Source organism: Acinetobacter sp. YH01009, from assembly GCF_013420765.1.
In the GTDB taxonomy this organism is placed as follows: domain Bacteria; phylum Pseudomonadota; class Gammaproteobacteria; order Pseudomonadales; family Moraxellaceae; genus Acinetobacter; species Acinetobacter amyesii.
On the sequence record NZ_VOYE01000001.1, the window covers coordinates 97,697 to 112,444 of the forward strand.

At 42.2% G+C, this 14,748-nt stretch carries 11 protein-coding genes; 7 read left to right on the forward strand and 4 right to left on the reverse strand.

Translation table 11 applies throughout. From position 1 onward, the window contains the following. Positions 1–53: 53 nt before the first annotated feature. The 3 genes from FTT76_RS00485 to FTT76_RS00495 all read right to left on the reverse strand — a co-directional run bounded on the left by FTT76_RS00485 (position 54) and on the right by FTT76_RS00495 (position 5,755). Positions 54–662 carry a DUF805 domain-containing protein gene (locus FTT76_RS00485; protein ID WP_168378561.1) on the reverse strand — a complete coding sequence of 203 codons (609 nt, stop codon included), beginning with the start codon at positions 660–662 and terminating at the stop codon, positions 54–56. A 169-nt stretch (positions 663–831) separates the two neighbouring features. Beyond that, entirely contained in the window at positions 832–2,115 is a 1,284-nt protein-coding gene (locus tag FTT76_RS00490) for a ribonucleotide-diphosphate reductase subunit beta (RefSeq protein ID WP_078191110.1), read from the reverse strand. Positions 2,116–2,923: 808 nt separating this feature from the next. Next, entirely contained in the window at positions 2,924–5,755 is a 2,832-nt protein-coding gene (locus FTT76_RS00495) for a ribonucleoside-diphosphate reductase subunit alpha (RefSeq protein ID WP_180164137.1), read from the reverse strand. Between the two features lie 588 nt (positions 5,756–6,343). On the opposite strand from FTT76_RS00495, the gene bfmR reads away from it, so the two are divergent. Continuing rightward, complete coding sequence (bfmR, locus tag FTT76_RS00500; protein ID WP_067764711.1) at positions 6,344–7,060, forward strand: response regulator transcription factor BfmR; 717 nt, start codon at positions 6,344–6,346, stop codon at positions 7,058–7,060. A 45-nt stretch (positions 7,061–7,105) separates the two neighbouring features. Continuing rightward, a complete protein-coding gene (bfmS, locus tag FTT76_RS00505; protein WP_180189957.1) occupies positions 7,106–8,767 on the forward strand; it encodes a sensor histidine kinase BfmS in 1,662 nt (553 codons plus the stop codon). A gap of 91 nt (positions 8,768–8,858) precedes the next feature. On the opposite strand, the gene FTT76_RS00510 is transcribed toward bfmS, so the two are convergent. Next, positions 8,859–9,215: a hypothetical protein gene (locus FTT76_RS00510; RefSeq protein ID WP_180009319.1), complete on the reverse strand. Its 357-nt coding sequence runs from the start codon at positions 9,213–9,215 to the stop codon at positions 8,859–8,861. Positions 9,216–9,782: 567 nt separating this feature from the next. Here FTT76_RS00510 and ndhC point away from each other — a divergent pair. From ndhC to nuoF, 5 genes are all read left to right on the forward strand, one after another. Then, entirely contained in the window at positions 9,783–10,331 is a 549-nt protein-coding gene (gene ndhC / locus FTT76_RS00515; RefSeq protein WP_078191106.1) for an NADH-quinone oxidoreductase subunit A, read from the forward strand. Between the two features lie 6 nt (positions 10,332–10,337). Further along, positions 10,338–11,015, forward strand: coding sequence for an NADH-quinone oxidoreductase subunit B family protein (locus FTT76_RS00520; protein ID WP_078191105.1), 678 nt, complete (start codon positions 10,338–10,340; stop codon positions 11,013–11,015). 87 nt (positions 11,016–11,102) lie between these two features. Next, on the forward strand, positions 11,103–12,890 hold the full coding sequence (gene nuoC, locus FTT76_RS00525) for an NADH-quinone oxidoreductase subunit C/D (protein WP_078191104.1): 1,788 nt from the start codon (positions 11,103–11,105) through the stop codon (positions 12,888–12,890). A 14-nt stretch (positions 12,891–12,904) separates the two neighbouring features. Further along, a complete protein-coding gene (gene nuoE / locus FTT76_RS00530) occupies positions 12,905–13,414 on the forward strand; it encodes an NADH-quinone oxidoreductase subunit NuoE (protein ID WP_078191103.1) in 510 nt (169 codons plus the stop codon). Further along, positions 13,411–14,742 (forward strand): NADH-quinone oxidoreductase subunit NuoF, encoded by a 1,332-nt coding sequence (gene nuoF / locus FTT76_RS00535; protein ID WP_180009321.1) that lies wholly within the window; start codon positions 13,411–13,413, stop codon positions 14,740–14,742. Before nuoE ends, nuoF begins: the two co-directional genes overlap by 4 nt. Positions 14,743–14,748: the final 6 nt, after the last annotated feature.

Genomic DNA, 14,748 nt, shown 5'->3' on the forward strand with positions numbered 1-14,748 from the left:
GTTAATGTGCTGTAGATAGGGTGGCTACATAAATAGTAGCCACGATTTTTTATTTATTTGGCAGGTTGTCCCCATTGGTTTACTTCAGGTTTGGTTTCTGTTGCAAGCCAAATTAGAACCAGAATTGGTCCAACGAGCGGAATCATTTGTATTAACCAATACCAACCAGATTTATTAATATCATGTAAACGACGTACTGCAACGGAAAGGGACGGAATAACCATTGCTAAGATGAAAATACCTGTGAATATTCCTTTGGTTCTAAGCACTGAATCGACAATCAGAGTAATAATCATTGCGATAAGATAGACCAATACAAAAAACCAATATTCTTTACGGCGTGCACGTCCAGTAAAGTTGGCATAATTTTTTAGACATTTGACAAACCAATCAATCATGTTGAATTTTGATTCAGCTTGGTCTTGGTTTGAAATTTTATCGAGTTGCTGTGAAATTTGTTGAATAGGATTACTGCTGCCAAGAGCATTGAATACTTGAACAGCTTGACCTTCTGGACTGATATCGAAATCTACATGATCGCCGCGTTTAGGTGAGTTTTGGCCACGCCATTCTGCACCTGTAAACTCATAACGGTTTTGATCATCTCCACTGATAATGCCTGAATTGGTTTGTACTGAATAATCTAATATCTGACCTTTCATTCTGTCCTCTTTTATTATGTGATTTTTATTAATTGATGTATTTTTATACCGTTTTATATTAGCAGAATATGAATTAAATTAAATGCATAGATTTGCTTGGGTGAATGAAATTCTTCATAAAAAAAGCGGAACACTTTGTTCCGCTTTTGATATTTCGCTGAAAAATTTATTACCAGCTTAACGCTCCACCAGTTTGGTAGTCAGTTACGCGAGTTTCAAAGAAGTTCTTCTCTTTACGTAAGTCCATCATTTCTGACATCCACTGGAATGGGTTATTCACACCAGCAAATTGTTCAGGTAAACCTAATTGGCTCAAACGACGGTTACAGATGAACTTCAAGTATTCTTCCATCATGCCTGCATTCATACCCAATACACCGCGTGGCATAGTGTCACGTGCATATTCGATTTCAAGCATTGTACCTTCAAGAATCATTTGAATGATTTCTTCTTGGAACTCAGCAGTCCATAGGTGAGGGTTCTCGATCTTGATTTGGTTGATCATGTCGATACCAAAGTTCAAGTGCATAGATTCATCACGTAAGATGTATTGGAATTGCTCAGCAACACCATTCATCTTGTTACGACGACCCATAGACAAGATTTGGCTGAAACCACAGTAGAAGAAGATACCTTCAAGTACGCAGTAGAACGCGATCAAGTTGCGAAGCAAGATTTGGTCGTTTTCAGGTGTACCTGTTTTGAACGTAGGATCACTTAAAGATTGTGTATATTTCAGACCCCAAGCTGCTTTACGAGCCACTGAAGGAATTTCACGGTACATGTTGAAGACTTCGCCTTCGTCCATGCCTAAAGATTCGATACAGTATTGGTAAGCGTGCGTGTGAATCGCTTCTTCAAATGATTGACGTAAGATGTACTGACGGCATTCAGGGTTGGTGATGTGACGGTAGATTGCAAGAACCAAGTTGTTTGCAACCAATGAATCCGCAGTCGAGAAGAAACCTAAAGAACGCATAACAATGGTACGTTCATCTTCGGTTAAGCCATTTTCAGACTTCCAAAGTGCGATGTCATGATTCATGTTCACTTCTTGCGGCATCCAGTGGTTTGCACAACCGTCTAGATATTTCTGCCAAGCCCATTCGTATTTGAACGGTACAAGTTGGTTTAAGTCAGCGCGGCAGTTGATCATCGCTTTATCGTCAACTTGAACACGCTGAGCACCCATTTCTAGCTCTTCTAAGCCAGGTGCAACGTCTAGATTTTCTAGAGCGTTAGATGCTCTTGCCAACGGATCGGTTGGATCTGTTGGTCGATTTGTACTGGTTCGAGCGGGTTGTGCAGCTGCCAAATTCGGCGATGAGTGCTGTGCATTAGATACCACTTGCGAATCAGTCGTTTTTTGCGGTTCGACGGGCGCAGGCTGGTGAGCTTGTGCAGCTTGTTTCGGTTCATCATCTTCGAAATCGTCCCAACTTAGGATAGACATAACAGTTCTCTCTTCGTTGCTTTATATCTTTTATAGACATCCAGCGTCGCTGAGATGTCCTACTATACGCTCAATTTGTGTAAGCAAAATTAAGTTTTGTCGATCACTGCTCTAAAAGTGTTCGGTAGAGCAAATATCCCCACTACTTATTTTGATTACGCGATTTATATGCCTTAAACCAGAAATAGGCGATCGGGACATAAAAAGTCAAAATAAAGGAAACCACCAAGGCGATAAGCCCTAACTGATAGTTATGCGTCATATGTGGCATGGGGTAGTTTCCTTAAAGTCTTTAATAAGAGGCCTATAGGCCTCTCATGTTTACCACAAGCTTAGCTGAGCGTGGTTTGGAAAACTCCGGCAGTGTGAACGAACATATTCAGTTCGATTGAATCGAACTCGAGTATAGTCGCAAACACTAACAGGTTTATCCAATGAGCACATTACTCTCATCAGCAACTCCTTTTTGTAAAAGATGCTTTCAGAGGAGTGACTCATACCCTAAACTTTGCTAAAGTATCTTTCGTTAGATCGCCAAATTTAACATTCAATAACTTTAGCATGTCAGGGAAGTATTTCCTCTGAAAGCTTGGGTTTTGAAACTAATGGTCTGTCACTTGTGATAGGCCATTTTTTATTGCTTAAACTTTATAAATCTCTACATCCGCACCTCCTATTTTATTTTTATTCAGTTTGGAATCCCCCTAAATCCCCCTTTTGCAAAGGGGGACTTGCATCCCGCCATTTGCTTCGAGGAATCTCCCTCCTTTATTAAAGGAGGGTTGGGGAGGATTTAAAACCTGTCAGATTACTGACAAGCTTCACAATCAGGGTTGTCAATTGAACATGCCATTGGCACTGGAGCTGCTTGACCAAAACCTTCTTCTTCAGCAGCAACTTCAGCTTTAGGTTCTTCTTTCGCAACAGCAGTTACAGGTGCTGCAACAGTAGCAGGCTTAACCGCGTTCAATGCACCAGTGTTAATGGTTGATTTCTCAGCAGACGTCGCACCCAATGCACGTAGGTAGTAAGTGGTTTTTAGACCACGTAACCATGCCATTTTATACGTCATGTCGAGTTTCTTACCGTTTGCACCAGAGATGTAAAGGTTAAGAGACTGAGCTTGGTCGATCCATTTTTGACGACGTGATGCAGCATCAACAATCCAACGTGGCTCAACTTCGAACGCAGTCGCGAAGATTGCTTTAAGCTCTTCAGGAATACGTGCGATTTTTTGAACCGAACCTTCGAAGTGTTTCAGGTCGTTCACCATTACAGAATCCCAAAGACCGCGATCTTTTAACGCACGCACTAGGTACGGGTTGATCACTGTGAATTCACCAGAAAGGTTAGATTTCACATACAGGTTTTGGAATGTTGGTTCGATTGACTGTGATACGCCACAAATGTTCGAAATGGTTGCAGTTGGTGCAATCGCCATCACGTTTGAGTTACGCATACCGTCTTTTTGAACTTTAGTACGTAAAGTATCCCAGTCCAAACGTGTTGTACGGTCAACTTCGAACATACGGTCAGGACGTGCTTTTTGTACGATATCTAAAGAGTCAATTGGCAAGATACCTTGATCCCAAAGTGAACCTTTAAATGTCTCGTAAGTACCACGTTCAAGTGCCAAGTCGCTAGACGTTTGGATTGCGTAGTAAGAAATCACTTCCATAGATTCGTCAGCGAACTCAACCGCAGCATCAGAACCATAAGCCAATTTCATTTCGTATAAAGCATCTTGGAAGCCCATGATACCCATACCCACTGGACGGTGTTTCAAGTTCGAGTTACGAGCTTGAGGAACAGCGTAGTAGTTGATGTCAATCACGTTGTCGAGCATACGAACAGCAGTTTTTACTGTACGAGCAAGTTTTTCACGATCTAACACACCGCCTTGAACGTGTTGTACAAGGTTGATTGAACCTAAGTTACATACTGCGATTTCATCTTCGTTCGTGTTCAGCGTAATTTCTGTACACAAGTTAGAAGAGTGAACTACACCAACGTGTTGTTGTGGTGAACGTAAGTTACATACGTCTTTGAATGTGATCCAAGGGTGACCAGTTTCAAACAACATAGACAACATTTTGCGCCATAAGTCTTTCGCACGGACTTTCTTATGTAGCATGTTGGTTTCTTTCGCAATGCCTTCGTAGTAAGCATAGCGTTCAGCAAATTCTGCACCTGTTAGGTCATGCAAGTCAGGTGTTTCAGATGGTGTGAACAGAGTCCACTCAGCATCTTCGAATACACGTTGCATAAACAAGTCAGGAACCCAGTTCGCTGTGTTCATGTCATGGGTACGACGACGGTCATCACCTGTGTTCTTACGAAGTTCTAGGAATTCTTCGATGTCCAAGTGCCAAGTTTCAAGGTATGCACATACTGCACCTTTACGTTTACCACCTTGGTTTACTGCAACAGCAGTATCGTTGGCAACTTTAAGGAACGGTACAACACCTTGTGACTTACCATTCGTACCTTTGATGTACGAGTTAAGCGCACGAACTGGCGTCCAGTCATTACCTAAACCACCCGCCCATTTAGACAGCATTGCGTTATCACGCATTGCGCCATAAATGTTGTAAAGGTCATCTGAAATTGTTGTTAAGTAACAGCTAGATAACTGTGGACGTAAAGTACCAGAGTTAAATAGAGTAGGCGTAGACGCCATGTAATCGAAGCTAGACAATAAGTTATAGAATTCGATTGCACGTTCTTCACGGTTGTCTTCGTTCAATGAAAGACCCATTGAAACACGCATGAAGAATAATTGTGGTAATTCGAAACGTACGCCATCTGAGTGGATGAAGTAACGGTCAAATAAGGTTTGTAGACCTAAATAAGTAAATTGGTTTGAGCGTTCTGGTTGAATCGCAGCAGCCAATTTTGCAAGGTCAAAGTTAAGTAGTTCTGGAGAAAGAAGATCAAGTTCGATACCTTTCTTCAAGAAAGTTTCTAAAGCGTCGCCTTCATTCGTGTCAGTATCTAAACCTAAGAACTCTAAACCTGTAGCAACAAGGTCATTACGCAATAAACGCGCAGTCACATATGTATAGTTTGGTTCTTGTTCGATACGTGTACGAGTAGCCATCATCATGGTCGTTGAGATGTCTGACTCTTTTACGCCGTTATAAAGGTTTTTTACAGTCTCATCGATAATCGCTCGAACATCGATGCCTTCTAAACCTTCAGCTGCTTTAACAATATTTGCCTCAAGCGCGCCAAGATCAAGCGGTTTAAGCTGACCGTTTGAACCTGTCACTTGTAAAGTAGGGTGATGGTGAGCACCAGTTTGTTTACGAGCTTCGGCACGTTGTTCGCGGTAAATCACGTAAGAGCGAGCAACTTTTTGCTCACCTGTACGCATAAGCGCAAGTTCAACCTGATCCTGAATTTCTTCAATATGAATGGTACCGCCAGAAGGTAAACGACGGTTAAAGGTATTCAATACCATCTCAGTTAATTGAGAGATACGGTCATGAATACGGCTGGAGTCAGCGCTTTGCTGGCCTTCAACGGCCAAGAACGCTTTACCAATCGCCACAGAGATTTTTTCTGCATCAAAAGGTGCAACGTCACCGGTGCGTTTAATCACCTGAATTTGACCAGGGGTTGAATTCGTTACGCTCATGCTAGCATAGCTCCATTTGTCATCTATTTTTATGTTAGGACCGTTTGAACTGGGCAATTTTTATGCCACAGTGTTTGAGGTTTAAACACAAGACCTAGTGGTTTAAAAATTTATTGAACACAAGATACGGGAAAATTCAGGGTATATCAATATTGACATTTTACTAAATACTTTGAACATTTCTGGCAGAAATCCATCTCAAAAAATCCCTATTTTTTATCTTTGTTATATATGCCTTATCCGACAAGGGCATAGCATAGCAAAGTCGAAAAAGAGTGCTTATAGATAACATTGTGGATAACTTTAGAAAGCGTAAAAAGTTGTGAATCAACCAGTCAGTTTTTATCCGATGAAAATGTATCCAAATTTATAATTGTTGCTATTGTGAGCAATAGGTCATGGAAATGATCGGTAAATAAAATTGCAGAAATATGGCAGGTTAAAATTTATTACAAAATACGATATTGATGTATCAGTTTCGTGAATGCCATCTTGTTTACAATGTAAACGTGTGTATATTGCAAACTATGTTTAAGCGTATCTATCGGATTTCAAATAGGATACGCCCAATCAAATAAGGGGCAATCAATGAGCCAAGAAGAAAAGTTACCTAAAATTTTAATTGTTGAAGACGATGAGCGTCTTGCTCGTTTAACTCAAGAATACTTAATCCGTAACGGACTTGAAGTTGGGGTAGAACCAGACGGTAACCGTGCAATCCGCCGTATTATCGCTGAACAACCAGACATGGTATTACTTGACGTAATGCTTCCGGGTGCAGATGGTTTAACCATTTGTCGTGAAGTTCGTCCGCATTACCATCAACCAATTTTAATGTTGACTGCACGTACCGAAGACATGGACCAAGTTTTGGGTCTAGAGATGGGTGCAGATGACTACGTTGCAAAACCTGTTCAACCTCGCGTTCTACTTGCGCGTATTCGTGCATTATTACGTCGTACAGACAAAGCACCAGAAGATGAAGTTGCACAGCGCATCGAATTTGATGACCTTGTGATTGATAATGGTGGTCGTTCTGTCACGCTCAATAATGAGTTGGTTGACTTTACTAGTGCGGAATATGACCTTTTATGGTTATTGGCATCTAATGCGGGTCGCATTCTTTCTCGTGAAGATATCTTTGAGCGTCTTCGTGGTATTGAATACGATGGTCAAGACCGTTCAATCGACGTGCGTATTTCACGTATTCGTCCAAAAATTGGCGATGATCCTGAAAACCCGAAACGTATTAAGACCGTACGTAGTAAAGGTTATTTATTCGTAAAAGAAACCAACGGCATTTAATGTAAAATGCCGTCCCTCAGTTTGGCAAAGTAGGACACTTTTTACGTGTTTAAACACAGTATATTTTTGCGCGTCTACGCGGGACTACTGATATTAGTCTTCTTAGTCGCTACATTTGGCTATTTGCTGGTACAGATCATCAACTACCAGCGCGCGCAAGAATATCGTGAGTCGCTTACTGACGGCTTGGCTTTCATTATTAGTGAAGGTATTGCACGTCAGCCAAACGAACAGCAAAAGTCGGATTGGGTGTCAGATGCATCTGATCTACTTGAGTTGCCGATCTATTATGTTAAAGCCAATCAGGTTGATTTAACCCGAGCGGAAACCAAGCGTATAGAAGAGCGCAAAGCTGTGGTGCGTTGGGACGCACAAACTACGGCAGCCTATATTATTATTGGCTTAAAAGATGACCCTGCGCATCTGCTGTATATCAAAGCCGATAATATTTCAGAACGCCAAATGAAGGCGTTGCCTGTCTTTATACTGGATTATTTGGTTTATTACCCAGGTCAAGAAAAACAATATCTTGAAAAAATTCAGCATCATTTTTCATATCCAATTTCAATTCAAAATGTTCAGAGTTTACCTTTAGATTCTGAGCAAATCGGCCGATTACGCTTAGATCACAGCATTATTTTGTATCGTGACAGTGCGACGGAGCGCGGCACGACCATTTCGATTGTATCGCCAATTCCAAGTTCAACTTCAGAAGTCTTGGTCATGGGGCCGGTACCATTATTTAATTGGATGCCTTTCCAGTTGGCAGCCGGTATTACGCTACTAAGCTTATTTGTCTTGAGCTTGGGTGTTTATGGTCTATTGGTGCCGATGCAACGTAAGTTACGTGCTGTAAATTATGCGTTAAATAAAATGAAGGGCGGGGACTTAACTGTACGTCTGCCTGTCGAAAGTACCGATGAATTTGGTACCTTGGCATCGAGCTATAACTCAATGTCAGATCATATTGAACGTTTAATTGAAGCACAGCGTGAGTTGATGCGCGCGGTATCGCATGAACTGCGAACACCTGTGGCGCGGATTCGCTTTGGTGTAGAAATGATGGCGGATGAAGATGACTATGACTACCGTCAGCAGCAAGTTGAACAAATCGACAAAGATATCGAAGCCCTCAATACCTTAATTGATGAAATCATGACTTATGCCAAGCTCGAACAAGGCATGCCATCTTTAGAGTTTGAAGATGTCAGCTTGTTTGAAGTTTTAGATCAGGTCTTGATTGAAACCGAAGCCTTAAAGACTGGGAAAACTTTGGAATTGCAAGCACCACCGATTGGGGTGATTGTGGAAACCGAGCGTCGCTATTTACATCGCGTTGTACAAAACTTAGTGGGCAACGCAGTGCGTTATTGTGATGATAAAGTGCTGATCAGTGGTGGTGTGAATGATGAAGGCATGGCCTATATCTGTGTTGAAGATGATGGCCCTGGTATTCCGGAAGAGGATCGTAAGCGTATTTTTGATGCCTTTGCACGCTTAGATGATAGTCGTACCCGTGCTTCAGGGGGCTATGGTTTAGGTTTATCGATTGTCAGCCGTATTGCTTACTGGTTTGGTGGAACAGTTGGGATTGATGAAAGTCCAACATTGGGCGGGGCGCGTTTTACCATGACATGGCCTGCGACACGTTTTAAGAAAAATAAACCGAAGCTAGATGGTAAAGAGCTGAGTGCCAATGAAAGCTAAGCAGCCTAATAAATCTACCTCAGCTGCATTTGGCGAATGATACATAAAAAAAGCCATTCAATTTGAATGGCTTTTTTTATCAGGTTTTTACTTATTCGGTAATCGTTGCATCAGGTTCAATAATGGGTTTGCCATTTTTCAGAGCAGCAAGGGCATCTGCATTGAAATCGATGAGTAAAGAGTTGTTTTTAGCATCGATAGAATAATTGCTAATGAGTTTTTGGTCGCCGTTTAGGGTCTCAATTTTATATTCATCTACAATATTCATAATCCCGCTAAGGTTGGTGGTTGCAGAAGCTAAATCTTGACGTAATAACTCATAGATATCGCGTAAATCAAAAATGGCATTTTGAGCATCAGGATGCTTATCTAAGTAGTTTTTAATATGGTGAATCACCAATTGCGCAGATAGAAAATAATCAGGTTTATGCGTAAATTCTAAAGTCATTATTGTCTCTCCGTTGTGATTGCTTTTTGTGTTTTAACTACAAATATCACACTCTTTATAGGTCGTGTCAAAGAATTGCAAAAAAGCCACAAGAAGCTAAAAAAAGGTCTTTTTACATAGACTCAATACGGTTCAGTTTTCAGTTGAAGAAAAGACCAAAATCAGAAGAAGTGAATAAAGAAACAACAAAGTTGAGGTGGGGGAGTATTTATTTAATAAATGACGCAGTTGATAAAAATACGGCAATTTGAATGTGTATGCTGAGATATGAAGGGTTTGTTGATGAAACTGAACAGTCATAATTTTCTGATAAAATCACATAAATGTAATAATTAATAAAAAAATGCAATCTAATCTAATTAAGCGATTAATCCTAATTTTAAGGGAGTAAACCCAATTTAAATGCTGAAATGATTAAAAAATCATCCTAAAGACGAATACCGATAAGCTAGCAAGAAGCCTCCTCAATCAGGTACAATTGGCGGGATTAATTTTGTGTTTGGTGTATTTGAAGGCCAATACATACATTCTTTGTTAATAAATAGGCCTGCCAGGAGTTATCCCCGCATGAGTGCCATTACTCCATACGATTGGGCAATTATTGCCTTCGTGATCGGCGTTACATTCCTTTGCGTCTTTATGCTGACCGTCCCTTTACTCCTTGGGGGTAAATCATGGGGTCGTGCTAAGCAAGAGCAGTTTGAGTCAGGTGTAGTAGGTGCTGGTGGTGCACGTATTCGCTTGTCTGCGAAATTCTATTTAGTTGCAATTTTCTTCGTCGTGTTTGATATCGAAGCACTTTATCTTTATGCATGGTCTACTTCTGTTCGTGAAGCAGGCTGGTTTGGTTTTACAACCGTGGTTATTTTTGTGGTCGATTTATTGATTGCTTTAATTTACGCGGTAAAAGTAGGTGCATTAGATTGGGCGCCTTCTGATAAGCGTAAAGCTGCAGGTAAAGCGTTGAAAATTGGTTCACCAAATATGGACATCGCAGAAATCACACGCTTTAACTCTATTGAAGAGTTGGTTATGGACCCTACAGGTCAAATTCCAGCGCAATCATCTGGTCGTGTGAAATCTAAGTCACCGACTGCATCATCTGACAAGGAGTAAGACGGGATGAAATATACATTAACCCGTGCGAATCCGGATGCTGATCAATATCCACTTCAAGAGCGTCAAATCGTTACCGATCCGCTTGAAGAAGAAGTGAATAAAAATGTGTTCATGACTCGTTTAGAGGATGTTGCACATACAGCAGTAAACTGGGGTCGTAAAAACTCAGTTTGGCCGTTCAACTTTGGTACATCTTGCTGCTACGTAGAGTATGCAACGACTTTAACAGGCGTGCATGACTTGTCACGTTTCGGTGCCGAGGTTATTCGTGCTTCACCACGTCAGGCTGACTTGATGATTGTTGCAGGTACATGCTTCATGAAAATGGCGCCTGTAATTCAACGTTTGTACGAGCAAATGCTTGAGCCTAAATGGGTAATCTCAATGGGCGCATGTGCAAACTCTGGTGGTATGTACGACATTTATTCAGTTGTACAAGGTGTGGATAAAATCATCCCTGTCGATGTGTATATCCCGGGTTGCCCACCACGTCCTGAAGCTTTAATTCAGGCATTGATGTTATTGCAAGACCAGATTCAACTTGAGCGCCGTCCTTTATCGGCCGTGATTGGTGATGATCTTAAGCCAGTGTATAAGCCAAAGATGATGCCAGAACGTGACCGTAAGAACGCACAGCGTATTGCAGTGAAAAACTTACGCTCAATGGATGAAATTAAATAATCACTGCGACGAAATATTGATACACCCGGACTGGGTGTAATTGTCGTTTTGATTGACTGAATTTGTATTAAATAGGAAGCCAAGCCAATGGCTGAAACTGACATTGCTATGCCAGAATCAACTCCAGTTGATTCCCGCCCTGCATTTGCAATTGTAGAAGAGCTCAAAACCAAATTTGGTGAGAACTTCTACGTGCAAACGACTTTTGAAGACTTTCCAACAGTCTGGGTTGAGCGCGCACGTGTACAAGAAGTTTTAATGTTCTTGCGTACGGTGTCACGTCCATACGTGATGCTGTTTGACTTGTCTGCGGTTGATGAGCGTTTACGTACACACCGCGATGGTCTGCCTGCATCTGACTTCACTGTGTTCTATCACTTGTTATCGTTAGAGCGTAACAGTGATATTCGTATCAAGGTTGCATTAGCTGAGAATGATGTAAACATTCCAACGGCAACGAATATTTGGCCTAATGCCAACTGGTACGAACGTGAAGCTTACGACATGTTCGGTATCAACTTCGAAGGGCATCCAATGCTCCGTCGTATCTTGTTGCCAACATATTGGGAAGGTCACCCGTTACGTAAAGAATATTCTGCGCGTGCGACTGAATACACGCCTTATCGCCAAAACCAAGCGAAACAGGATTACGAACAAGAACATCTTCGTTTCGTACCTGAAGATTGGGGTATGAAGCGTGGGAACGATGATGAAGACTTCATGTTCCTAAACTTGGGTCCTAACCATCCATCTGCGCACGGTGCCTTCCGTGTGATCTTGCAGTTGGACGGTGAAGAAGTGAAAGACTGTGTACCTGACATTGGCTATCACCACCGTGGTGTGGAAAAAATGGCTGAGCGTCAAACATGGCACTCATTCATTCCGTATACAGACCGTGTTGACTACTTAGGTGGTTGTGCGCAAAACATGCCTTACGTTCTTGGCGTAGAGCAAATGGCAGGGATTACGGTTCCTGATCGTGCACAATGTATCCGTGTCATGATGTCTGAATTGTTCCGTATCAATAACCACTTATTGTTCATTGGTACTGCGATTCAGGATGCCGGCGGTATGACCCCAGTATTCTATATGTTCGCTGACCGTCAAAAAATCTATGACGCGATCGAAGCGATCACGGGTTACCGTATGCACCCAGCATGGTTCCGTATCGGTGGTACAGCGCACGACTTGCCAAACAACTGGCAGCACCTCATTCGCGAAATCCTAGATTGGATGCCGAAGCGTATGAACGAGTACTACACTGCGGCACTGAAAAACTCAGTGTTTATCGGTCGTACCCGTAATGTTGCTCAGTATGATGCAAAATCAGCATTGGCTTGGGGTGTAACAGGTACAGGTCTACGTGCTACAGGTATTGATTTCGACGTTCGTAAATACCGTCCTTATAGCGGCTACGAAAACTACGACTTCGATGTGCCTTTAGAGTACGAAGGCGATGCTTATGCACGTGTTCTTGTTCACTTCCGTGAAATTGAAGAATCACTGAAAATCATCAAACAATGTTTAGACAACATGCCTTCTGGTGCATACAAAGCAGACCATCCATTGGCTGTTCCACCACCAAAAGATAAAACTTTACAAGACATCGAAACATTGATTACGCACTTCTTGAGCGTGTCATGGGGTCCTGTAATGCCAGCAGGCGAAAGCTCTGTAATGGCGGAAGTGGTAAAAGGTGCGTCGAACTACTACTTGACTTCAGACAAGTCAACGATGAGTTACCGTACACGTATCCGTACACCAACCTTCACGCACTTACAGCAAATGCCTTCTGTGATTAACGGCAGCTTAATGTCTGACTTAATCATTTATTTAGCGACAATTGACGTCGTAATGGCTGACGTGGATCGCTAAGGGGTAATCGCATTATGATGATTTTGACTGACAAAAAACCACGTGTGAACGTTGAAGGGATTTTAACTGCGGAAGAAATCCACGATATCGAACATCACATTGGTCACTATCCGTACCCACGCGCAGCATGTCTTGATGCGCTGAAGTGTGTACAACGCCGTAATGGCTGGGTAGATGATGCACAGATGAATGCTATTGCTCAATTGCTTAGCATGAGCCTTGCAGACTTAGAAGGTGTTGCTACTTTCTATAACCGTATTTACCGTCAACCAGTTGGTCGCCACGTAATTTTATTATGTGACTCGATTGCTTGTTTCTTGATGGGTGCGGAAACACTTGCTGAAGCATTCCAGCGTGAATTAGGCATTTCATTTGGTCAAACGACTGCAGATGGTCGCTTTACTTTATTGCCAATTTGCTGCCTAGGTAACTGTGACAAAGGTCCGACGTTAATGATTGACGAAGACACTCACGGTTTAGTTGAAGTGACTTCAATTAAACAGTTATTGGAGAAGTATGTATGAATACTGAACCAAAACCAATTTATGGCGACGGTAACCCAGAAACTCACCCATTAACTTGGCGTTTGAGCAAACAGGAACACGTTCGCAGTGCAGATGATTACGAAGCACTTGAAGGTTATGCCGGCTTTAAGAAAGCTGTTGGCATGCAACCGAAAGAAGTGCTTGAAGTGATCAAAGCTGCGACTGTAAAAGGTCGTGGTGGTGCGGGCTTCCCAGCAGGGATCAAATGGTCGCTTATGGCACCAAATGATAACTCAGGTCCTCGTTACCTCATCTGTAATGCCGATGAAATGGAACCAGGTACCTTTAAAGACCGTCTGTTGATGGAAAAACTTCCTCATCAGTTGATTGAAGGTATGTTGATTGCTGCTTATACATTAGAAGCAACACAAGGTTATATCTTCATCCGTGGTGAATACATTGAAGCGGCTCAATACTTAAATGAAGCATTGGACCAAATTCGTGCCAAAGGCTACTTGGGTGAAAACATCCTAGGTACAGGTTGGAACTTTGAGTTACACGTGCATACCGGTGCGGGTCGTTATATCTGTGGTGAAGAAACTGCATTGATTAACTCGCTTGAAGGTCGCCGTGCGAACCCTCGTACTAAACCGCCATTCCCACAAGTTGCAGGTGCTTGGGGGCGTCCTACGATTGTTAACAACGTAGAGACTTACAACAACTTACCCGCAATTATGCTTCGTGGCCCTGAATGGTATATCGGTTTATCAGAAGGTAAGTCGAAAGATCCAGGTACTAAAATCTACGGTGCATCAGGTAAGGTGACTTTCCCAGGTCTTTGGGAACTTCCATTTGGTACAACTGCGCGTGAAGTGATTGACGATCATGCTGGTGGTATGCGTGATGGTTTAAAACTCAAAGCATGGTTACCGGGTGGTGCTTCTACAGACTTCCTTGCTGCTGAACACATTGACCTTCCTATGGATGCTGAAAGCATCATGAAAGCAGGTTCACGTTTAGGTACGTGTTTGCTCATGGTGGTTGATGAAACTCAGTGTATGGTTTCTGCGACACGTAACTTAGAAGAATTCTTTGCGCGTGAATCTTGCGGTTGGTGTACACCATGCCGTGATGGCTTACCTTGGGCGGTTAAAGCGCTTAAAGCCTTGGAAGATGGCACAGGTAAGAAAGAAGATATCGATCACTTACAAGAACTTACTCGTAAGCTTTGGATTGGTAAAACTTTCTGTGCGCATGCTCCAGGTGCGATGGAACCGTTAATGGGCGCACTCAAACATTTCCGTGGCGAGTTTGAAGCTAAAGTCGTAAATGCGGCAGCTCAAACTAGCAACGTAGAACAAGCTTAAGGAATT